This window comes from Mammaliicoccus vitulinus (assembly GCF_029024305.1).
Taxonomy (GTDB): Bacteria; Bacillota; Bacilli; order Staphylococcales; family Staphylococcaceae; genus Mammaliicoccus; species Mammaliicoccus vitulinus.
Window position 1 is genome coordinate 668,399 of the sequence record NZ_CP118974.1, and the last position, 21,532, is coordinate 689,930.

General features: G+C 33.4%; 22 protein-coding genes and 1 riboswitch. Of the genes, 20 read left to right on the forward strand and 2 right to left on the reverse strand.

All coding sequences use genetic code 11. The features are described 5' to 3' along the window. Nucleotides 1-590: 590 nt before the first annotated feature. From PYW35_RS03240 to PYW35_RS03295, 12 genes are all read left to right on the forward strand, one after another. Entirely contained in the window at nucleotides 591-953 is a 363-nt protein-coding gene (locus PYW35_RS03240; protein WP_016912478.1) for a transcriptional regulator, SarA/Rot family, read from the forward strand. Nucleotides 954-1,079: 126 nt separating this feature from the next. Then, entirely contained in the window at nucleotides 1,080-2,501 is a 1,422-nt protein-coding gene (nhaC, locus tag PYW35_RS03245; RefSeq protein ID WP_103322765.1) for a Na+/H+ antiporter NhaC, read from the forward strand. A gap of 88 nt (nucleotides 2,502-2,589) precedes the next feature. Further along, nucleotides 2,590-2,976 (forward strand): thiol-disulfide oxidoreductase DCC family protein, encoded by a 387-nt coding sequence (locus PYW35_RS03250; protein ID WP_016912480.1) that lies wholly within the window; start codon nucleotides 2,590-2,592, stop codon nucleotides 2,974-2,976. 66 nt (nucleotides 2,977-3,042) lie between these two features. Then, a complete protein-coding gene (locus tag PYW35_RS03255) occupies nucleotides 3,043-4,008 on the forward strand; it encodes a LacI family DNA-binding transcriptional regulator (protein WP_103322766.1) in 966 nt (321 codons plus the stop codon). Nucleotide 4,009: 1 nt separating this feature from the next. Next, nucleotides 4,010-4,891: a ribokinase gene (gene rbsK / locus PYW35_RS03260; protein WP_103322767.1), complete on the forward strand. Its 882-nt coding sequence runs from the start codon at nucleotides 4,010-4,012 to the stop codon at nucleotides 4,889-4,891. Beyond that, nucleotides 4,884-5,273 (forward strand): D-ribose pyranase, encoded by a 390-nt coding sequence (gene rbsD / locus PYW35_RS03265; RefSeq protein ID WP_103322768.1) that lies wholly within the window; start codon nucleotides 4,884-4,886, stop codon nucleotides 5,271-5,273. Before rbsK ends, rbsD begins: the two co-directional genes overlap by 8 nt. A gap of 12 nt (nucleotides 5,274-5,285) precedes the next feature. Then, nucleotides 5,286-6,782, forward strand: coding sequence for a sugar ABC transporter ATP-binding protein (locus tag PYW35_RS03270; protein WP_103322769.1), 1,497 nt, complete (start codon nucleotides 5,286-5,288; stop codon nucleotides 6,780-6,782). Further along, nucleotides 6,763-7,701, forward strand: a complete 939-nt coding sequence (locus PYW35_RS03275) for an ABC transporter permease (RefSeq protein WP_016912485.1) — start codon at nucleotides 6,763-6,765, stop codon at nucleotides 7,699-7,701. Before PYW35_RS03270 ends, PYW35_RS03275 begins: the two co-directional genes overlap by 20 nt. A gap of 23 nt (nucleotides 7,702-7,724) precedes the next feature. Beyond that, complete coding sequence (locus PYW35_RS03280) at nucleotides 7,725-8,639, forward strand: D-ribose ABC transporter substrate-binding protein (RefSeq protein WP_103322770.1); 915 nt, start codon at nucleotides 7,725-7,727, stop codon at nucleotides 8,637-8,639. Between the two features lie 179 nt (nucleotides 8,640-8,818). After that, on the forward strand, nucleotides 8,819-9,262 hold the full coding sequence (locus PYW35_RS03285; protein ID WP_016912487.1) for a Dps family protein: 444 nt from the start codon (nucleotides 8,819-8,821) through the stop codon (nucleotides 9,260-9,262). A gap of 239 nt (nucleotides 9,263-9,501) precedes the next feature. Continuing rightward, nucleotides 9,502-10,911 (forward strand): FAD-binding oxidoreductase, encoded by a 1,410-nt coding sequence (locus tag PYW35_RS03290; RefSeq protein WP_103322771.1) that lies wholly within the window; start codon nucleotides 9,502-9,504, stop codon nucleotides 10,909-10,911. Further along, nucleotides 10,901-12,157, forward strand: coding sequence for a (Fe-S)-binding protein (locus tag PYW35_RS03295; RefSeq protein WP_103322772.1), 1,257 nt, complete (start codon nucleotides 10,901-10,903; stop codon nucleotides 12,155-12,157). The genes PYW35_RS03290 and PYW35_RS03295 overlap by 11 nt, the downstream gene beginning before the upstream one ends. A 143-nt stretch (nucleotides 12,158-12,300) precedes the next feature. Here the strand turns inward: PYW35_RS03295 and deoD are convergent, their stop codons facing one another. Then, the gene (gene deoD, locus PYW35_RS03300; protein ID WP_016911945.1) at nucleotides 12,301-13,011 is read right to left on the reverse strand and encodes a purine-nucleoside phosphorylase; all 711 of its coding nucleotides are present in this window, start codon (nucleotides 13,009-13,011) and stop codon (nucleotides 12,301-12,303) included. Nucleotides 13,012-13,120: 109 nt separating this feature from the next. Between deoD and PYW35_RS03305 the strand changes: the two genes are divergently transcribed. The 5 genes from PYW35_RS03305 (at nucleotide 13,121) to PYW35_RS03325 (ending at nucleotide 17,732) form a co-directional block, all read left to right on the forward strand. Then, the gene (locus PYW35_RS03305; RefSeq protein WP_103322773.1) at nucleotides 13,121-14,056 is read left to right on the forward strand and encodes a DNA-binding transcriptional repressor DeoR; all 936 of its coding nucleotides are present in this window, start codon (nucleotides 13,121-13,123) and stop codon (nucleotides 14,054-14,056) included. 84 nt (nucleotides 14,057-14,140) lie between these two features. Next, a complete protein-coding gene (gene deoC / locus PYW35_RS03310) occupies nucleotides 14,141-14,803 on the forward strand; it encodes a deoxyribose-phosphate aldolase (RefSeq protein ID WP_103322774.1) in 663 nt (220 codons plus the stop codon). Nucleotides 14,804-14,884: 81 nt separating this feature from the next. Continuing rightward, entirely contained in the window at nucleotides 14,885-16,186 is a 1,302-nt protein-coding gene (locus PYW35_RS03315; protein ID WP_103322775.1) for a pyrimidine-nucleoside phosphorylase, read from the forward strand. 11 nt (nucleotides 16,187-16,197) lie between these two features. After that, on the forward strand, nucleotides 16,198-17,382 hold the full coding sequence (deoB, locus tag PYW35_RS03320) for a phosphopentomutase (protein WP_103322776.1): 1,185 nt from the start codon (nucleotides 16,198-16,200) through the stop codon (nucleotides 17,380-17,382). After that, on the forward strand, nucleotides 17,382-17,732 hold the full coding sequence (locus PYW35_RS03325) for a DoxX family protein (RefSeq protein WP_016911950.1): 351 nt from the start codon (nucleotides 17,382-17,384) through the stop codon (nucleotides 17,730-17,732). Before deoB ends, PYW35_RS03325 begins: the two co-directional genes overlap by 1 nt. Nucleotides 17,733-17,784: 52 nt before the next feature. On the opposite strand, the gene PYW35_RS03330 is transcribed toward PYW35_RS03325, so the two are convergent. Next, nucleotides 17,785-18,252, reverse strand: coding sequence for an S-ribosylhomocysteine lyase (locus tag PYW35_RS03330; RefSeq protein ID WP_103322777.1), 468 nt, complete (start codon nucleotides 18,250-18,252; stop codon nucleotides 17,785-17,787). A 136-nt stretch (nucleotides 18,253-18,388) separates the two neighbouring features. Here PYW35_RS03330 and PYW35_RS03335 point away from each other — a divergent pair, with 136 nt between their 5' ends. The 3 genes from PYW35_RS03335 (at nucleotide 18,389) to ldmS (ending at nucleotide 21,511) form a co-directional block, all read left to right on the forward strand. Then, nucleotides 18,389-18,931, forward strand: a complete 543-nt coding sequence (locus PYW35_RS03335) for a GrpB family protein (protein ID WP_016911952.1) — start codon at nucleotides 18,389-18,391, stop codon at nucleotides 18,929-18,931. A 43-nt stretch (nucleotides 18,932-18,974) separates the two neighbouring features. Next, a riboswitch (SAM riboswitch) is annotated at nucleotides 18,975-19,074 on the forward strand. 59 nt (nucleotides 19,075-19,133) lie between these two features. Further along, on the forward strand, nucleotides 19,134-20,321 hold the full coding sequence (locus PYW35_RS03340) for a M20 family metallopeptidase (RefSeq protein WP_103322778.1): 1,188 nt from the start codon (nucleotides 19,134-19,136) through the stop codon (nucleotides 20,319-20,321). After that, nucleotides 20,318-21,511, forward strand: a complete 1,194-nt coding sequence (ldmS, locus tag PYW35_RS03345; protein ID WP_103322779.1) for an L-aspartate--L-methionine ligase LdmS — start codon at nucleotides 20,318-20,320, stop codon at nucleotides 21,509-21,511. The genes PYW35_RS03340 and ldmS overlap by 4 nt, the downstream gene beginning before the upstream one ends. Nucleotides 21,512-21,532: the final 21 nt, after the last annotated feature.

Here is a 21,532-nt window from a genome sequence, read left to right on the forward strand (position 1 = left end):
TCCCGCAGGAGTCAGCGCTAAAAAAATACCGAATATTAACAAATTAAATTATAAAATAGATGGAATTTTATTTAGGAGTTGATTCTATGTTAAATTTTATTTTGAATTTATCAAGTCAGGCTCCACATGATAAATAGAGCCATTGAATTTATCAAGTGAAGGTCCACATGATAAATAGCAAAAAATCTTTAAAATATTCTCTACGATTTTGTGAAGTGCTGACGCCCGGGGGAATAGTATGAGTGAGAGACTACAGGCTCGAGCCATACCCCTAGGCAAGCATGCACGAACAAAATCTTAAGATTTTAAAACATATCACGCTGTTTACTAAAAAACCGCCAACAAGTTCACTTTAAGTGACTTTGTTGACAGTCTGAGATTATAAAGAAAGCTGTTATAATCTTTTTTTGTTTTAAAAATAATCGTTCATTTATAAATTTTGTGAGTATGTCATATCAGTTTGCTAATTGACCACTAAAAAAATACATAAATTGTCAAATATATTATTAAATTCCATATTGATGTTATTTAATTTTGTGTTAAAATTATTTTAAGATAATTTAATTAACTAATAATCAGGAGGCCTGACTATGACAACTCAATCTTATTCAGAAGCAATTACAACATGTTCCGAATTTTTCGACTACCAAAATAAAATTGATAACATCTTTTTAGTTATTGAACAAAATTATGGTCTAAAGAAGCATGAATTCTTCTTTTTAATGAAGTTAAACGAAGTGGGAGAAGTTCATCTAAAAGATGCTATAGAAAAGGGTTATATTAAACAGAACAAATCTGCTCGCGCAATTAAAAGATTATTTGAGAAGAAATACATATTAAAAAATAGATTGAAATCTGACGAAAGAGCAGTCATATTACGTTTCAATGATGACTACAAAGAAGAGTTTAATAAAATCATGCAAGAAGTATTATTTATGCTTAAAGATCAATAAAAATGGATGTACTTACATGGACCTATAATTTTATTGTAGGTCCATGTAAATATAGTGTTGTATAAACAGTCATAAAATATTAAAATATAAAAATGTAAGCGCTTTAATTTACGAGGAGGTTTCTCTATGGAAAATGAATCAACATCGAAGAAAAGCATAAGTTTCATTTGGGCTGTTGTGCCTTTTGCATTCATGATTATGAGTATGCTGTTCACAGTAGTTGTATTAGAACAAGCACCTCATATTCCGCTTATGATAGGTACAGCAATTGCGGCGATAGTAGCATACTATCACGGCTATAGTTGGAAAGAAATCGAAGAAATGATGTATAAAGGTATAAGGTTAGCATTACCAGCGATAGTTATCATTATATTAGTTGGATTAATTATCGGTTCTTGGATTGGAGGCGGTGTTGTAGCCACAATGATATATTATGGTTTGCAACTTATAACACCTTCTTTATTCTTAGTTACGATAGCAGTTATATGTGCAATTGTTTCACTAGCAATCGGAAGCAGTTGGTCAACTATGGCTACAGTAGGCGTTGCAGGAATGGGTATCGGTTTAAGTATGGATATACCGGCTGGCATGATAGCTGGTGCAATCATTTCAGGCTCTTACTTTGGAGATAAAATGAGCCCATTATCAGATACAACAAACTTAGCAGCCGGTTTAACAGGTACAGATCTATTTGATCACATAAAACATATGTTTTATACGACGGTACCTGCTGTGATCATTTCGTTAATCGTGTTCTTTATACTAGGACAACAATTTTCAGTAGCTAATATGGATCAAGAAAAGATTGATGGCATTAACGCTGAAATGTTAGATAAATTTACAATTTCACCGTGGCTCATATTAGTACCAGTCGTCGTTATTATTTTAGTAGCATTAAAAGTTCCAGCGATTCCTGCACTTGTAGTAGGTATTGTATTAGGGTTCTTATCACAAATATTTATTCAAGGTGGAAGCCTTCATGATAGCGTTCAAACATTACAAACTGGATATGTGCTGGATTCTAAGAATGATTTAGTTAAAGAATTGTTCAATAGAGGTGGATTAGAATCGATGTTCTATACGATATCGATGACAATTGTCGCGATGACTTTTGGCGGAATTCTTGAATATTCGGGTATGTTGAAAGCTATTATTACGCAAATATTAAAAATAGCTAAAGGAACTGGCGGTCTTATCGCTTCAGTTATCGTTTCATGTATAGGTACAAACGCTTCATGTTCAGAACAATACATATCAATCGTCGTACCATCAAGAATGTATATCAATACATTTTTAGAAAGACGATTGCATCCTAAAAATTTATCACGTGCTCTAGAAGACGGTGGTACTGTAACGTCAGTATTTTTCTTATGGAACACTTGTGGGGTATTTATCGCGCAAACATTGAATGTAAATGTATTGGATTATGGTCTTTATGCCGTGTTCAATTATACAGTTCCAATTATTTCAGTTATATTTGGATATTTAGGATTTAAGATTATTACAATTAACGAAGAAGAATATAAAGAATTTAGTAAAGCATCATAAAATAAAACCGAGACGAAAATATCGTCTCGGTTTTATTTGGATTTAAGACGTGTTACGTTAAAGAAAATAGATATTAGGAGTGATACAGATGGCTATTGTTTACTATGATGGAGATTGTGGCTATTGTAATAGAGCAGTTATGTGGGTAATTGATCATAAAATTTCTACTAGATTTCAATTTGCTCAACTTGAAGGTGCATACGGAAAAAATCTAACAGCTGTTAGACCAGATTTGAAAAATGTCGATACGATTGTAGTTGTTGATGGGGATGATGTTTATATCAAATCGGATGCTATTGTACATTTACTGCGAAATATAAAAAATTATCAATTACTAGGTTGGATTTTAAAATGCATTCCGAAATGTATTCGAAACTTTGGATACGATTTATTTGCTCAAATCCGACATAAACTACAGTTTAAAAATGAATGTAAGTTACCAACTGCTGAAGAAAGAAAATATTTTTTAGATTAATATTGCATAAATAAAGATAGCGTGATATTCTTTTATGTAAACGGTTACACAAAAGGAAGTTGAATGATGGCAACAATTAAACAAGTCGCTCAATATGCAGGAGTATCTGTTGCAACTGTGTCTAGAGCCTTAAATAAGAGTGGTTATGTTAAAAAGGAAACACAAGATAAAATCGACAAAGCAATTCAAGATTTAAATTATAGTCCTAATGAAACAGCAAGAACTTTATATAAACGTAAGTCTAAAATGATTGGTCTATTACTTCCTGATATTAGTAATCCTTTTTTTACAGTCGTTGCAAGAGGTGTTGAAGATGAAGCAATGGAACAAGGCTATCATATTATTTTAGGTAATGGAGATAACAATGATGAAAAAGAACTTGCTTATTTAAATACGTTTAATGTTCATAATTGTAGTGGAATTATAGCGTCTCAATTATCGAGTAAAGAAACATTTGATTCATTTAAATCATATAATATGCCTTTCGTATTATTAGACCGTGTGTACGAAAATCATGAATTTGTTGAAACGAATCACTTTAAAGGTGGTCAACTTCAGGCTCAAGCGATGATTAAAGGTCATGCAAAGTCAGTTCTCATTTTAGAACAGAATTTAAATTATAAATCATTTAGAGAAAGGTTTCATGGTGCTAAGACAACATTAGATCAAGCACATGTGCATTACATATCAGCCAACGAACTAGAACTATCTGACGATGATTTAATCAACATGATTATAGAACATCATATCGATAGTATTATTTGTAGTAATGATGTTGGGGCTTTTAAAGTGATGAGTATACTTTATAACTATAACTACAACGTACCCAATGATATTCAAGTTGTTGGTTATGACGATATACCTTTATCAAGTACATATTCGCCAAGTTTAACGACGATACATCAACCGGCATATTTAATTGGGAAAAAAGCATGTCAGCAATTGATTAAACAATTAGAAGGTGTGAAAAGAGATCACCATCAAATATTAGATGTAACTTTAATAGAAAGACAATCAACGAGGAGAGGTTAATATGAAGAATATTATAGTAATCGGTAGTATGTCTATAGATTTAGTAGTCTCTGCATCTAAGAGACCTGGTAAAGGAGAAACGGTTTTAGGAGATGACTTCTTCACGACACCTGGTGGTAAAGGTGCTAACCAAGCAGTGGCTGCAGCTAGACTAGGAGAACAAGTACATATGGTTGGCAGAATTGGTGAAGATGATTTCGGCAAAGAAATATATGAAAATTTGAAGAATAACAATGTAATTGTGAGTGGTGTGGAACCCGTTACACATTCACCTTCTGGAACTGCTCATATCACTTTATCAGAACAAGACAACAGCATCATTGTCGTTCCTTCAGCTAATAATGAAGTTACGCCAACATTTGTACAGAAACATTTAGAATCTTTATCTGAAGGAGATATCGTGTTGTTACAACAAGAAATTCCAAGTGAGACGGTTGAATTTGTAATAGACTATTGTTCGAAAAATGGTTTAGTGTCAATTTTAAATCCAGCTCCTTACAGAGAAATTAGTGATTCTATCATTGGAAAAGTAGACTATTTAACGCCGAATGAAACAGAAAGTGATGCTATGTTTAAAGGTGATTTAGATGATGCACTTTCAGCTTATCCTATGAAATTAATCGTCACGTTAGGGGAAAAAGGTGCAGTTTATCATAATGGTCATGAAAAAGTGCAAGTAGATGGATTCATACGTGATGTTAAAGACACAACAGGTGCAGGAGATACATTTAATGGTGCATTTGCTGTCGCACTTCAAAAAGAATATAACTTAGAAAAAGCATTGGCTTTTGCTAATCTAGCAGCAAGTCATTCAGTTACAGGAATGGGTGCACAAAGTGGCATGCCTACATTAGAAGATATTAAAGGAGAATGGGATGTATAAAACAGGCATATTAAATAGCGACATATCAAAAGTATTAAGCGATCTTGGACATACAGATCGCATTGTGATAGCAGATTGTGGATTACCGATACCAAAAGGCGTGCGTAAAATAGATTTGGCACTAACTTTTGGTGTACCAAGTTTTGAAAACGTTTTCGAAATTGTGTTAAAACATATGTCAGTCCAAAAAATGATTTTTGCTGAAGAAATTAAAACAGAAAATAAAGCACTCTTCGAAAAAGTGAGTCAAACAAAAGTAGAGCAGCAATTTGTATCACATGAAACTTTTAAAGTATTAACTCAAGATACTGTAGCCATCATTAGAACAGGGGAAGCAACACCATTTGCAAATGTAATATTGGAAAGTGATGTTTTATTTTAAAGGAGGGGTTCCATGTTAGAAATGACTGGAATACATAAAGCGTTTGGCCAAAATAAAGTATTAACTGGCGTAGACTTTAATCTTAAAGAAACTTCAGTTCATGCACTTATGGGAGAAAACGGTGCAGGGAAATCAACATTAATGAAAATTCTTGTAGGTATTCACGCAAAAGACAAAGGGGAAATTAAGTTTCAAAATGAACAAGTAGAATATAAAGATGCACAGATGTCAGAAGACGCTGGTATTACGTTTATCCATCAAGAATTAAATATATGGCCTGAGTTAACAGTTCTAGAGAACTTATTTATAGGTAAAGAAGTGAGAAATAAATTTGGTATTTTAAACGAGAAGAAAATGAAACAAGAAGCTTTAAAAGTATTTGAAAAGCTCAATTTCAACATCTCACTAAAAAAAGTAGCAGGTAGATGTTCCATTGGGGAACAACAAATGATTGAAATTGCTAAAGCATTAATGACTAATGCGAAAATAATTATAATGGATGAGCCTACAGCAGCTTTAACTGATAAAGAAATTACTCAGCTATTTAAACTGATTAGAACATTGCAAAGTCAAGGTGTTTCATTCGTTTATATTTCTCATAGAATGGCAGAAATATTTGAGATTTCAGATGAAATAACTGTCATGAGAGATGGTAAAACTGTCTTATACAAAGAAACGAAAGAAACGAATTATGATGAAATTGTTAAATCAATGGTAGGTCGAGATTTAACTGAACAGTTTCCTGAAAGAACTGTTACACCAGGTGAGACGGTTATGAAAGTAAATAGACTCAACAATGATGAACAAGGTATTAAAGATATTTCATTCTCATTGAGACAAGGTGAAATTCTTGGATTTAGTGGTTTGATGGGAGCAGGCAGAACCGAAATTATGCGAAGTTTGTTCGGAATAGATAAAGGTCATAAAGATATTGAAATCAAGGGGCAAGCTGTTTCCATAAAAACGCCTGAAGATGCAATGAAGCATGGGTTAGGTTTAATTACTGAAAACAGGAAAGATGAAGGTTTAATACTAGATTTCTCAATTGAACATAATATGGTGTTGCCATCACTTAAAAGTTTTTCTAATAAAGGATTTATAAAAGAGCAATCCACGCACTTATTTGCTGATCAAATGAGTAAAAGATTAAATATTAAGACACACCGTAAGGCAATTGTTTCTTCGCTATCAGGTGGTAATCAGCAAAAAGTTGTATTAGCAAAATGGATTGGTACTGGCGCTCAAATATTAATTTTAGATGAACCAACGAGAGGTATAGATGTTGGAGCAAAAAGGGAAATTTATCAATTGATGAATGAATTAACAGAACGTGGTGTTTCAATTATTATGATATCTTCAGAACTTCCTGAAGTAATCGGTATGAGTGATCGCGTGATTGTTGTTCAAGAAGGTAGCATTAAAGGTGAAGTTGAAAGCGATTATATTACAGAAGAAAATATTATGACGTTAGCTACAGGAGGGGAATTACATGCAACAAATCGCAGCTAAGACATCATTTGTCGAAAAAATCATTCCATTTATAGGACTTATTTTATTAGTGGTAGTAATTAGTATTATGAATTCAGCGTTTCTAGATTTATCCAACTTATTGAACTTATTAAGACAAGTGTCTATCAATGGGTTAATAGCATTTGGTATGACATTTGTTATTTTAACAGGGGGTATAGACTTATCTGTTGGTTCTATACTTGCGTTATCTAGTGCTTTTACAGCAATTTTAATTACAAGCGGTTTAGATCCAATCGTTGCATTGATAGTAGGTGTGCTTGGAGGCTTCTTATTAGGTGTGTTTAATGGTGTGTTAGTCACATTTGGTAGCATGGCACCATTTATTGCAACACTTGCTACGATGACGATATTTAGAGGTTTGACACTCGTCGTAACAGATGGAAATCCTATTACCAATTTAGGTGATAGTTATATGTTCCAATTATTTGGTAAAGGGTACTTCTTCGGTATTCCAGTACCAGCAGTCACAATGATTATCGTATTTATCGTATTAGCAATTATTTTACAAAAGACAACATTCGGTAGACATACATATGCTATCGGTGGAAATGAAATTGCTTCAAAAATTTCTGGTATTAAAGTAAATAGAGTCAAAATTTTAATCTATGGTATTTCTGGTTTAATGTCAGCATTAGCAGGTGCGATTTTAACTTCTCGTTTAAATTCAGCACAACCAACAGCAGGTACATCATACGAATTAGATGCTATCGCTGCAGTTGTTCTAGGTGGAACTTCATTAACTGGTGGTAAAGGACGCATCGTCGGAACATTAATAGGGGTACTCATCATCGGTGTGCTTAATAATGGGTTGAATTTATTGGGCGTATCATCATTCTATCAACAAGTTGTAAAAGGTATTGTTATTTTAATAGCAGTCTTAATAGATAGAAAAAAATAATCAATTAAAGTGAGGAGAAACAAATGAAGAAAATTTTAATCCTTTTAATGACAACCATGTTATTTTTAGCGGCATGTTCACTTGAGTCACCATTGAAAAAAGACAATGAAGGAAAAACGAATAAGAAAAAATCAGAAGTTACAATTGGAGTCAGTGTTTCTACATTAAATAATCCATTCTTCGTTTCAATTAAAGAAGGTATTGAAAAAGAAGCAAAAAAACAAGGTATGAAAGTTAAAGTAGTAGATGCAAGAGACGATTCAGCTAAGCAGACTAATGATATAGAAGACTTAGTTCAACAACAAGTGGATTATTTAGTCATCAATCCTACTGATTCAAGTGCAATTTCAAGTTCAGTACAATCAGCTAATAATGAAGGCATTCCAGTTATCACATTAGACAGATCAGTTGATAAAGGTGACGTTGCAACATTTATCGCTTCAGATAATGTTGAAGGGGGTAAAATGGGCGGTCAGTTTATTCTAGATGAGCTGAGTAAAAATGCTAAAGTAGCTGAATTAGAAGGTGTTCCTGGAGCTAGTGCAACTAGAGAACGTGGTAAAGGGTTCCATGAAGTTGCAGATAAATCGCTTGATGTAATAGCTAAACAAAGTGCTAAATTTGATCGTGCAGAAGGTCTAAATGTTACTCAAAATATCTTACAAGCACATCCAGAAGTAGAAGCAATATTTTCACATAATGATGAAATGGCGCTTGGTGCAATAGAAGCTATTGGAGATAAAGATATCATTGTTGTTGGATTTGATGGCAATGAAGATGCAATGAAATCTATTAAAGACGGTAAGTTGGATGCTACAGTCGCACAACAACCAGATAAAATGGGTAAAGCTTCCGTAGAGTCTATCATCAAGTTAATGGATGGAAAGAAACTCGATAAAGAGATAAAAATACCGCTTAAACTCGAGAAAGCTAAATAAATGTTTATATATATAGAAAGAAGGTATAAGCCTAATGAGGACTTTACCTTCTTATTTATATTCCAACCTTATTTATAATGATTATAAATAAGTACGCCTAAAACGTTGACAGATTAGAATGATTATAATATAATAATTATTGTAATCAAGAAAAGAAAACTACAGAGGAGTGTAAGTAAATGACAAACAATAAAGAAGTAATTGAAGTATTAAACAAACAAGTAGCAGAGTGGACAGTATTATATACTAAATTACACAATTATCATTGGTATGTAAAAGGACCAAACTTCTTCTCTCTACATGAAAAATTTGAAGAGTTATATAATGAAGCTAGCGTTTATATCGACGACTTAGCAGAACGTATTTTAGCAATAGAAGGTAACCCAATTGCAACATTGAAAGAAGCTTTAGAATGGTCACAAATTGAAGAAGCAGAGAAAAACTTATCAGCTAATCAAATGGTTGAACAATTATCTAAAGACTTTACAACAGTCATTGCACAATTAGAAGAAGGTATTCAATTAGCAGAAAAACTGAACGATGATATGACTGGTGATATGCTATTAGCGATGGTAACAAGTCTAGAGAAACATAACTGGATGTTGAAATCATTCTTAGGTTAATCAATTATCATTTACTGTGTATTATCTATATATGAATTAAAGATCTCTTTATTAGGTTGTAGCCTAATGAAGAGATTTTTTTATTTTGGAATATTACGATTTTGAAAGTGCGTGCTTGCCTAGTGTAGTCGTGCGCGTCTACTATTCTCCTTGTTGAAACCGTATTCACATGAAGTGAAAATTACATAAAACAGTGCTATCATAAACACAATTACATTTAGATATTTAGGGGGGATAACATGGAAGAACTTTATAAAGCTTTAAAGAAACAATTGGACGATGGGCGTGTTTCTATAGAAGTTGCTGATCTTTCAAGTTATAGTTTTGATGCTTCATTTGGAGAGTATATGCCTGATATTATATGTCAGCCAATGTCTACAGAAGAAGTGGTACATATTGTAAAATTGTGTAATGAATATGATGTGCCAATTTATCCAAGAGGAAGCGGTACGAGTTTGAGTGGCGGTCCACTAGCTGTTCATGGTGGTCTCGTACTTGATTTTTCAAGATGGGACAATGACATTACAGTTTATGAGAATGATTTAATGATGGAAGTTTCACCTGGTGTTATTACTGAAAAGATTCATAAAGTAGCAGAATCTTATGGTCTCATGTATCCACCAGATCCTTCAAGTTCTAGAATATCGACTATCGGAGGAAATTTAGCTGAAAATGCTGGTGGCCCAAGATGTTTAAAATACGGTGTAACAAAAGATTATGTTGTCGGTTTAGAAGTTGTTACGGCAAATGGTGATGTGATTCATTGTGGGGGATGCACTGTGAAGAATGTGACAGGCTATGATATGACTAAGTTAATAGTTGGATCTGAAGGAACACTCGGTATTATTACGAAAGCGACTTTACAACTTATTCCTAAACCAATCGATACTAAAACGGCTATGCTTCAGTTTGATGATTTTATTACTTCAGGAAAAGCAGTTTCTAAAATTTTAAGGTCAGGTATACTACCTTCTAAAATTGAGATAATGGATAAATATTGTGTAGATGCCGTTTTGTCTACGCATCCTATTGAGAATATTACAGCTGATTCTGAATCGTTATTATTAGTTGAACTGGACGGACATCCTTTAGCTTTGGAAGCAGAAATGAAAATTATCGAAGAAACGTGTGCATCATTACCAGGTTGTAAAATGATTATTGCACAAGATGAGCAACAAGCTTCAGAATTATGGGAAGTTAGAAAACTTGTATCACCAGCAATTGTAAAATTTGGGCCAACTAAAATTAGCGAAGATACGAGTGTTCCTATTAGCCAAATACCAGCATTTTTTGAAGAAATAGAGAGAATTAGGCAAGCATATGATTTAAATTTAGTCGTATTCGGACATGCAGGTGATGGGAACTTACATCCGAATATTATTATCGATAAACGTAAACCTGAAGAAATGAAGCGTGCAGAAAAAGCGGTTGCTGAAATATTTAAAGCTTCCTTAAAACTCGGTGGCACTTTAAGTGGAGAACATGGTATCGGCTTATTTAAAAAGCCATTTATGTACAATGAATTTGATGAAGCTGGAATGAAGTTTATGAAAGATGTGAAACAAGCACTAGATCCAAATAATCGTCTGAATCCAGGAAAAATATTCCCAGACGAGAATGAAAGGTTTGTGTTAGTCCATGACGAGTAATTTAATAGATAAATTGGATTATGATGCGACTTTTGATTGTGTGCAATGTGGATTTTGTTTACCATCGTGCCCTACATATTTAACAATGAAAGAAGAAAAACATTCACCACGTGGCAGGATTAATTTAGTTAAATACGCTGTAGAAGGAAAAGTAACGTTAAAAGATTTAGAAGAAGCCATAGACTTATGTTTAGGATGTAGACAATGTGAAACAGTTTGTCCAACTGATGTAAAGTATGGTGATATATATGAGTCTGCCGTTGAAGTATTAAGAGAAAAAAGAAATAAAAAATTAGATACTCGAATTATGTCATTATTTTTAGAACGTAATTATATGTTAGATATTATGTATCAAGGATTGAAATTATATCATACGCCTTTAATATCGACTGTCATAAATAAGACAAAAGCATTAGATGTATTACCCGAAAGACTGGGTAACATGGCAGCAATATTACCACCAGTAAAAAAAGAAAAGACGCAAACACAAAATCCATTTAGAACTAAGAAAATAACAGTAGGTTTCTTTAGAGGTTGTATGATGGATGCATTTTTCTCAAATATAAATGATTTAGCAATTAAAATATTACAAGCACATGATATACAAGTTGTAGAAATTAAACAGCAAACATGTTGTGGCGCACTTCAACATCATGCAGGAGAAATGGAAAAATCAAAAAAACTAGCTAAACTAAATATAGAAGCACTTGAAAAATATGATGTAGACTATTATGTGAATGCTATAGGCGGATGTGGTGCATCATTAATTGAATATGATCATTTATTGAGAGATGATGAAAGTTGGAAAGCGCGCGCAGAAAAATTTGTTGGAAAAGTAAGAGATATTTCAGTCATATTAGACAATATTAATTTGAATTTAGACATTCCAATTAACATAAAAGCAACATATCAACCATCATGTCACTTACAAAACGTGCAACACGTATTTAATGAACCTGAGAAAATTATACAACGAATTAAAGGACTTGATTATAAAGTCTTGCCAGAAAAAGATATATGCTGTGGTTCAGCAGGTATTTATAATATCGTGAATTATGATGCATCAATGGACATACTCGATAGAAAAATGTCACACGTCAAAGAAGTCGAACCGCAGTTAATCATTACATCTAATCCAGGTTGTCATTTACAAATGTTGCTCGGTGTAAAAAAAGAAGGGTTAGAAGAAAATATAAAAGTAAAACACATTGTTGAAGTTGTTGCAGAAGCATGTGGTATACGATGAAGCGTACCCTAGGCAAGCATGCACGAACAAAATCGAAGATTTCAAAAAAAACAACTCATTTCTAGCTGAATAAATCAGTGAAATGAGTTGTTTTTTATTTTGAGTTGGGTGTTTGCATCCAGACTCTTATTCTATATTTATAATTATTCAGCTATTTCTAGAGCAATTTCCATCATTTGAGTGAATGAATTTTGTCTTTCTTCTGCTGTTGTAGCTTCATCTCTAAGTAAGTGGTCACTTACTGTGAAGATTCCTAAAGCTTTTTTACCAGCTGCTGCAGCGTTAACGTATAATCCAGCTGATTCCATTTCAACACCTAAAATACCTAATTTAGCCCATTTGCTCGTTACTTCTGTATCCGCGTTATAGAATATATCACTTGAGAATATATTACCAACGTGTGTTGTTGCACCGATTTCGTCTGCTTTGTTTTTAGCACTTGAAACTAATCCGAAGTCTGCGATAGGCGCGAAATAACCTGGTACATTAAATTGATCAACATAACGTGAGTTAGTAGAAGCTCCTTGTGCAATGATAATATCATATAAGTTGATATTTTCTTGCATGGCACCACATGAACCAATTCGGATAATTGTATCTACATCAAAGAAATTATAAAGCTCGTATGAATAAATACCAATTGAAGCAATACCCATTCCTGAACCCATTACGGATACTTCTTTGCCTTTATATGTTCCTGTATAACCTAACATATTTCTTACATCGTTAAATTGTTCAACATTTTCTAAGAAATTTTCTGCGATAAATTTAGCACGTAATGGATCCCCTGGCATTAGTACTGTCTTAGCAATTTTTACACCATTTGGTTGAATATGTGGTGTCCCTTGAGTCATAACTATCTTCTCCTTTAAATATAAAAGTTTTTTCAATTTAAAGATAACATTTGTTTCAATTTTTTGCGAATTTTTGTACGATAAGAATGAAAGAAAGTGGTGAATAGGGATGGATTTACAAAAGAACAAGGATAGTATCAAAATTGCAAAGCTCTATTATCAAGAAGGAATGAGTCAAGAAGCAATTGCTAAAAAGATGAATATATCAAGACCTACTGTATCAAGGTTATTAAATCATGCGAAAGATCATGGCTTCGTCACGATTAAGATTGATGATCCGTATCAAAATGCTGAAAGTTTAGCTTCACTCATAAAATCAAAATATAATTTAAAAGATTGTATTGTCGAACATGCATCATACAATGACTATTTAAATGTACAAAGCGCCATCGGTAAAAGAACTGCAGAATATTTAAAGAAAATTGTCAAAAGCGGAGACAAGATTGGAATCAGTTGGGGTAAAACGATGTACCAAGTTTCTCAATATTTGGAACAAAGTCATTTGAAAGATATTGGTATTATACAGTTGAAAGGTGGTATTAGTTTTTCTCATGTAGATACACGAAGTCACCAAATACTTGAAAGATTTGCACAAGCATATAATGCCACACCACGAGATTTACCTTTGCCTGTAATTTTCGATGTTAAAGAAGTGAAAGAAATGGTTGAAAAAGATCGGCATATTAAATCTATTTTAGAACAAGGTAGACAAGTAGATATAGCTATTTTCACAGTTGGAACAGTGAGAGATTCGTCCCTATTATTTAAACTTGGATTTTTGAATGAAGAAGAAAAAGAAAGACTTAAGAAATCGGCAGTAGGAGATATATGCTCAAGATTTTATAATGAACATGGAGAAGAAGCAGATCAAGCAATTAATCAACGCACAATTGGAATTGAATTGGATGCATTAAAAGAAATTGAAAATAGTGTGTTAGTTGCTGGAGGCGAGCATAAAGTAGAAGCAATTAGAGGTGCACTTGAAGGTCAATTGAGCAATATTTTAATCACCGACCAGTACACAGCACAGGCATTAATCGATTGATGAACAAATTTTCTTGTATCATTTTACAAATGTTCAAAGCTCATTTATAATGAAGTTAATATAAAAATATTAGGAGGATTCAATATGTCATTAGCTAAATATATCGATCACACAGCTTTAAAACCAGATACAACTTTGGAACAAATTAATGCTTTATTAGAAGAAGCGAAAGAATATGGTTTCAAATCAGTATGTGTTAATCCTACACATGTTGCACATGCTAAAAAAGTTCTAGAAGGTTCAGATGTACTTGTATGTACTGTAATCGGATTTCCACTTGGCGCAACTACAAGTGAAGTTAAAGCATTCGAAACAGAAGATGCGATTAAAAAAGGTGCTTCAGAAGTAGATATGGTCATTAACATTGGAGCATTGAAAGATGGTAGAGATGAAGATGTTAAAAAAGATATTGAAAGTGTCATTTCTGCAGCTAATGGCGTAACGACTAAAGTCATTATTGAAACTTCTTTATTAACAGACGCTGAAAAAGTAAGAGCTTGTGAATTAGCTTTAGCAGCTGGTGCAGATTTCGTTAAAACTTCAACTGGTTTCTCAACTGGTGGTGCAACTGCAGAAGATATCAAATTGATGAGAGAAACAGTAGGTCCAGATTTAGGCGTCAAAGCTTCTGGCGGTATCCGATCATACGAAGATGTTAAAACTATGATTGATAATGGTGCAACTCGTATTGGCGCTTCAGCAGGCGTGAAAATTTTAAAAGGTGAATCATCTGATTCAGATTACTAAAATTAAAGGTACTATTTTAGTACCTTTAATATTTTGTGATGAAGGTAAGCGTATTCATTTATAAACTGGAGGGTAATAACTATGAGAATGGTAGATGTAATTGCAAAGAAACGTGACGGGAAAGCATTAACGAAAGAAGAAATTGAGTATTTTGTTAAAGGTTATACATCGGGAGAAATACCAGATTATCAAGCATCAAGTTTAGCAATGGCAATATACTTTCAAGATATGACTGATGATGAGCGTGCTCATTTAACAATGGCTATGGTTGAGTCAGGCGATCAAATCGACTTGTCAGAAATTGAAGGTATAAAAGTTGATAAACATTCTACAGGTGGAGTAGGAGATACAACTACGCTTGTGTTAGCACCATTAGTAGCAGCGCTTGATGTACCAGTTGCTAAGATGAGTGGTCGAGGTTTAGGTCATACAGGTGGTACGATTGATAAATTAGAAGCTGTTAAAGGTTTCCATGTAGAAATCACTGAACAAGATTTTATCAATTTAGTTAATAAAGATAAAGTTGCAGTTATTGGTCAATCAGGCAATTTAACGCCGGCTGATAAAAAACTTTATAGCTTAAGAGATGTAACAGGAACTGTGAACTCTATTCCGCTTATCGCTTCATCAATCATGAGTAAAAAGATTGCAGCCGGAGCAGACGCAATTGTATTAGATGTTAAAACAGGTGCTGGTGCATTTATGAAGACAATTGAAGATTCTGAATTACTTGCGCATGCAATGGTTAAAATCGGGAATAATGTAGGTAGAAATACGATGGCCATCATTTCGGATATGAGCCAGCCTTTAGGAAGAGCAATCGGTAATGGATTAGAAGTAAAAGAAGCGATTGAAACATTAAAAGGTGAAGGACCAGAGGATTTAACGGAACTTGTATTAACTTTAGGATCTCAAATGGTTGTACTAGCTAAAAAAGCAGAAACTTTAGATGAAGCGAGAGAAAAACTTTTAGAAGTGATTCAAAATGGTAAAGCTTTAGAAAAATTCAAAGTATTCCTTGAAAACCAAGGTGGAGACGGATCAGTCGTAGAAGACTTATCTAAATTACCACAAGCTCAGTATACATTCGAAGTTAAAGCACAAGAATCAGGTTATGTATCTCATATCGTAGCTGATGAAATCGGAGTAGCTTCAATGCTCTTAGGTGCAGGTAGAGCAACAAAGGATGATATAATTGACTTGGCAGTCGGTTTAGTATTAAATAAAAAAGTTGGAGATAAAGTTGAAAAAGGTGAATCGTTAGTTACTATTTATGCTAATAATAAAGATGTTGAAGATGTAGAGTCTAAAATATTAGAGAACATCACAATTTCTGATGAACAAGTTCAACCAACTTTAATCCATAAAGTGATTACAGATTAGGAGTGTGTCAAATGACAAACCGTTTTAAACGTATTCATTTAATAGTAATGGATTCAGTAGGAATAGGGGAAGCACCAGATGCTAAAGCATTCGGTGACGAAGGTTCACATACATTAAAACATACACTTGAAGGTTTTAATGAAACTTTGCCTAACCTTGAAAAATTAGGACTAGGCAATATAGCTGATTTACCAGTTGTTAATAAAGTGGATCAGCCAGAAGCTTTTTACACTAAATTAAGTGAAGCTTCAGTAGGCAAAGATACAATGACAGGACATTGGGAAATCATGGGCTTAAATATCGATAAACCATTTAAAGTTTATCCAGAAGGTTTTCCAGAAGAGTTAGTTAAAGAAATTGAATCAATGACTGGTAGAAAAGTTGTCGCTAATAAACCAGCTTCTGGTACAGAGATTATCGATGAATATGGTAAACATCAAATGGAAACAGGCGATTTAATTGTTTATACTTCAGCAGACCCAGTCTTACAAATTGCTGCTCATGAAGATGTTATTCCTTTAGAAGAATTATATGATATTTGTGAGAAAGTAAGAGAATTAACAAAAGATCCAAAATATTTAATAGGTAGAATTATTGCACGTCCATATGTAGGAGAACCAGGTAATTTCACAAGAACTTCAAATAGACATGACTATGCATTGAAACCATTTGGCGAAACAGTTATGAATACTTTGAAAGATGCTGACTATGATGTTATCGCAATCGGTAAAATTAATGACATCTATGATGGCGAAGGCGTTACAAAATCTATTAGAACAAAAGATAACATGGATGGCATGGATAAACTTATCGATGTTGTGAAAAGTGATTTTACAGGAATCAGTTTCTTAAACTTAGTTGATTTCGATGCTTTATATGGTCATAGAAGAGATAAAGAAGGCTATGCTCAAGCTATTAAAGAGTTTGACAATCGACTAGAAGAGCTACAATCTGTCTTGCAAGAAGATGATTTAGTCATCATTACTGCTGACCACGGCAATGATCCAACGGCGCCTGGAACAGATCATACACGTGAATATGTACCGTTATTAATATTTAGTCCAAGTATAAATGAGTATCGTGAATTATCTGGAGATAATACATTTAGCTCAATTGGTGCAACAATTGCCGATAACTTTAAAGTAACATTACCTAAATTCGGGAAAAGTTATTTAAAGGAAATGGGGATTAAGTAATGAAATGGGTTAGACGAATTTTTGGAATAGGATTTACTTTTGCTGGTGTTATGCATTTTGTAAGATCAGAAGGTTTTGAAGCTATTGTACCAAGTTATTTACCATTTAAAAAAGCGATTATTTGGATAACTGGCGTAATGGAAATCATATTTGGTTTACTTCTAATATTGAAAAAGCCAAGTGAGCTAACTAAAAAACTAATCGAATGGTTCTTAGTAGCAGTATTTCCAGCAAACGTTTATATGGCACAAAAAAATATTCCATTAAACGGCAAAGTATTACCAAAATGGGCATTGTGGGGAAGACTACCTTTACAATATGTACTCATTAAATTAGTAAGAAAAATGTAAAATAAAAGATCTCCTCACTAGGCTTAACCTAATGAGGAGATCTTTTATTTTATTAATCTTCTTTAAAAATATTTTTCCAGCTCTCTTTTTTAGCTAAAAATTCAGTTGCTAATTGTTGAGCGCCTTCTAATGAGTGACTTGCAGCCCAACCGCATTGTACTTCATTACAAGCTGGCACTTCAGTTGCTTTTTCAACATCTTTCAATGTTTTTTCTAAAATAGAAAGTACATCGTCATAATCGTCATGGTTTATAAATGAAGCATAGAAACCTGTTTGACAACCCATTGGACTTACGTCTACTACTTTGTCAGTATGGTTTCTAATGTTTTCTGCCATTAAATGTTCTAATGAGTGTAATGCAGGCATTTCCATATGTTCTTTGTTTGGTTGTTTGAAACGAATATCATATTTATGAATAACATCACCATTTTGTCCTTCTTTGATTCCAGCAAGTCTTACAAATGGTGCGTCTACTATCGTATGATCTAAATTAAAACTTTCAACATTCATTTTTGTCATGAAGATTCCTCCTTTGATTTCGGATTGATTATATCAACTAAGTTTTGAAAAAACAATCAATTCAGATTTCTTTTACTTTCTTTATGTGTTACTTTATAAGATAATATAATAAATTATTCTGAAATTAGGTGAAGAGATGGAAAGGTTACAAGTAGTCCCTTACGACAGTATATGGCAACATCTTTTTCTTGAAGAGAAAAAACATTTACAGTCGTTATTGAAAGAACATAGTATAAACATAGAACATATTGGGTCAACGGCAATTCCTGGATTATCTGCGAAGCCGATTATAGATATATTAATAGTGGTAAAAGATAGTAAAGCTATTGATGCGTTTACTCAAGAATTATCAGCTTTAGGATATGAATCTAAAGGTGAACGTGGTGTCATCGGAAATAGGTACTTTAAAAAATACGATAATTATGGAGAGGTTTCTCACCACTTACATATATATGATGAAGATAGTCCACATATATTAAGATTATTATCTTTTAGAGATTATTTAAGAACTTTTAACGGAGAGAGAGAAAGATATAGTCGTTTAAAACATGATTTAGTTGTCGATTATCCTGGTGATAGTGACGAATACTATAAAGGTAAAGATAGTATGATTAAAGAGTTTGAGAAAAAAGCAGAGAAATGGTATTTAAAGTCAAATGATATTGCGACAAATCATTGACATATCCGAGTGGTAAGGTTAGAATTAAAATCAAATTTCATACGTATTATCAAGAGTGACTGAGGGAAGGGCCCGATGAAGTCCAGCAACCTCCTATGATGGAAAGGTGCCAATTCCTACAGTTGTTAACTGGAAGATAAATGATCGATTGGCGCACTCCTTACAAAGTAGTGCGCCTTTATATTGGAAAGGTGAATCGTTAATGAGCAATTTATCACAAAATATTATAAATTATATAGAACAGAATAAGCACCTGTATTTATCAATGAGTCATCAAATTCATGAACGTCCTGAACTAGGGAATGAAGAAGTTTTTGCATCTCGATTATTAAGTGATCAATTGAAAAGTCATCATTTTAAAATAGAGAAAAACATTGCGAATCATCCAACAGGTTTCATTGCGACATATGATTCAAACAAAGAAGGACCAACGATTGCTTATTTAGCTGAATACGATGCACTACCTGGACTAGGTCATGCGTGTGGCCATAACATTATCGGAACGTCTAGTGTTTTAGCCGGTATAAGTTTGTCTAAAGTTGTGGATCAAGTAGGTGGTAAAGTCGTTGTACTAGGTTGTCCAGCTGAAGAAGGCGGTATTAACGGTAGTGCCAAAGCGAGTTATGTTAAAGCAGGCGTTATAGATAACATCGATGTCGCGCTAATGGTACATCCAGGGCATGAGACTTATGTAACAGTGCCTTCACTGGCTGTTGACGTATTTGATGTGAAGTTCTATGGAAAAAGTGCGCATGCTTCTGAGAACGCTTTTGAAGCTGTAAATGCACTCGATGCTATGTTGTCATTTTTTAATGGGGTAAGTATGTTAAGACAACAAATTAAAAAAACAGATAAAGTACATGGCGTTATTTTAAATGGGGGAGAAGCGGCGAATATTATTCCTGATTTCACGCATGCACGCTTCTATACACGTGCGACTTCTCGTAAACAATTAGATATGCTGACAGATAAAGTACGTAAAATAGCTGAAGGGGCAGCTATACAAACGGGTGGTACATATGAATTACGACCAATACAAAATGGTGTGAATGAATTCATTATTAATAAACCTCTAGATGAATTGTTTAGAAAACACGCTGAAAAAATTGGTGAAGCAGTAATTGATGATGATTTTGGTTTCGGTTCGACAGATACAGGGAATGTAAGTCATATCGTACCGACTATACATCCACACATTAAAATAGGACCATCTAATCTAGTCGGCCACACGAAAGAATTTTGTCAGGCAGCTGCCAGTAAGCAAGGCGATAAAGCATTAATAAGCGGTGCGAAAATATTAGCCTCAATGGGTTTAGAGCTTATAGAAAACGCGTCCCTTAGAAATGAAATTATCGAGCATCATCAAACGTTAAGGGAGAACTTATTATGAAAAATGAGTATGGGAAGCCACTAACATTAACACTTAAAGATTTGTATGGAGATTATGTCGTTTATAATTCGAGACCTTCATATGAAGATAATCCATGGTTAACAACTGAAGAAGCACAATCCGATTTTTTAACTGCTAGAGAATTAATCATAAGTAATATGCCTATGATCGTTCATGAAGCATGTTTAACCAATAATGTTAAAAGTTTATTAAAATTAGTAAATGTGGAAATTCCAGATAATATTTATACTTATAAAGACAGAGAGAGTTATGAGAATTTAATTCAACAATTAACCCGTGATAATAAGAAAATATTTTTCCAATATATTCATGGAGAACATTTGTGTGAAGATGACTTATATGCAGTCCATAAATCACGGTTTATAGACTTAAATAATAAATCTAAATTAGACCAATGGACAGATGGTAAATATTTACCTAAGCGAGAAATAGTAAATAGTAAAGACTTTGAAGAAAAAATGAAAAGTTGGAAACTACCAGTCGTTCTTAAACCAGGTGATGAGTTGCCCACTGCCGGCGGTTACGGCGTGATGATATGTTATAATGAAGAAGACTTACAAAAAGCAATAGCACGCATTAAAGAAGCTACTGACACAAAGCAAATTATCATTGAGCAATTTATAGAAGAAATCGAAAATTATTGTGTGCAATATGCATATAGTGAAAAAACAGGTATTCAATATATAGGCGCTGTAAAACAACTCACGGATAAATATGGCTTTTATAATGGCAACATCAATTCAAAAGAAGTACCGAAAAGTGTAATAGATGCAGGGTGCGAAATTATGAAAAAAGGTGTAGAGCACGGGTATAAAGGCGTTTCAGGTTTTGACCTATTAATCGATAAAGATGAACAAATATTTGCGATTGATTTAAACTTTAGACAAAATGGCTCAACGAGCATGCTTTTACTTAAAGAACGATTGAACAAAGGATTCCACAAATTTTTAAGTTATCACGCTAAAGGGGATAATACACATTTTATAAATACAATCAAAAAATACATCGAAGAAGGATATTTATATCCACTTTCTTACTATGATGGAGATTACTTTGGTAAAGGTAAAGTGAAGTCAAGATTTGCTGGAATATGGCATGCAGAAAACGAATCTAAAGCTTTAGAAAGAGAACAATCATTTCTTGAAGAACTAAGTAAAAACAGCGAATAAAAATTTTTCTTCATTTAATGT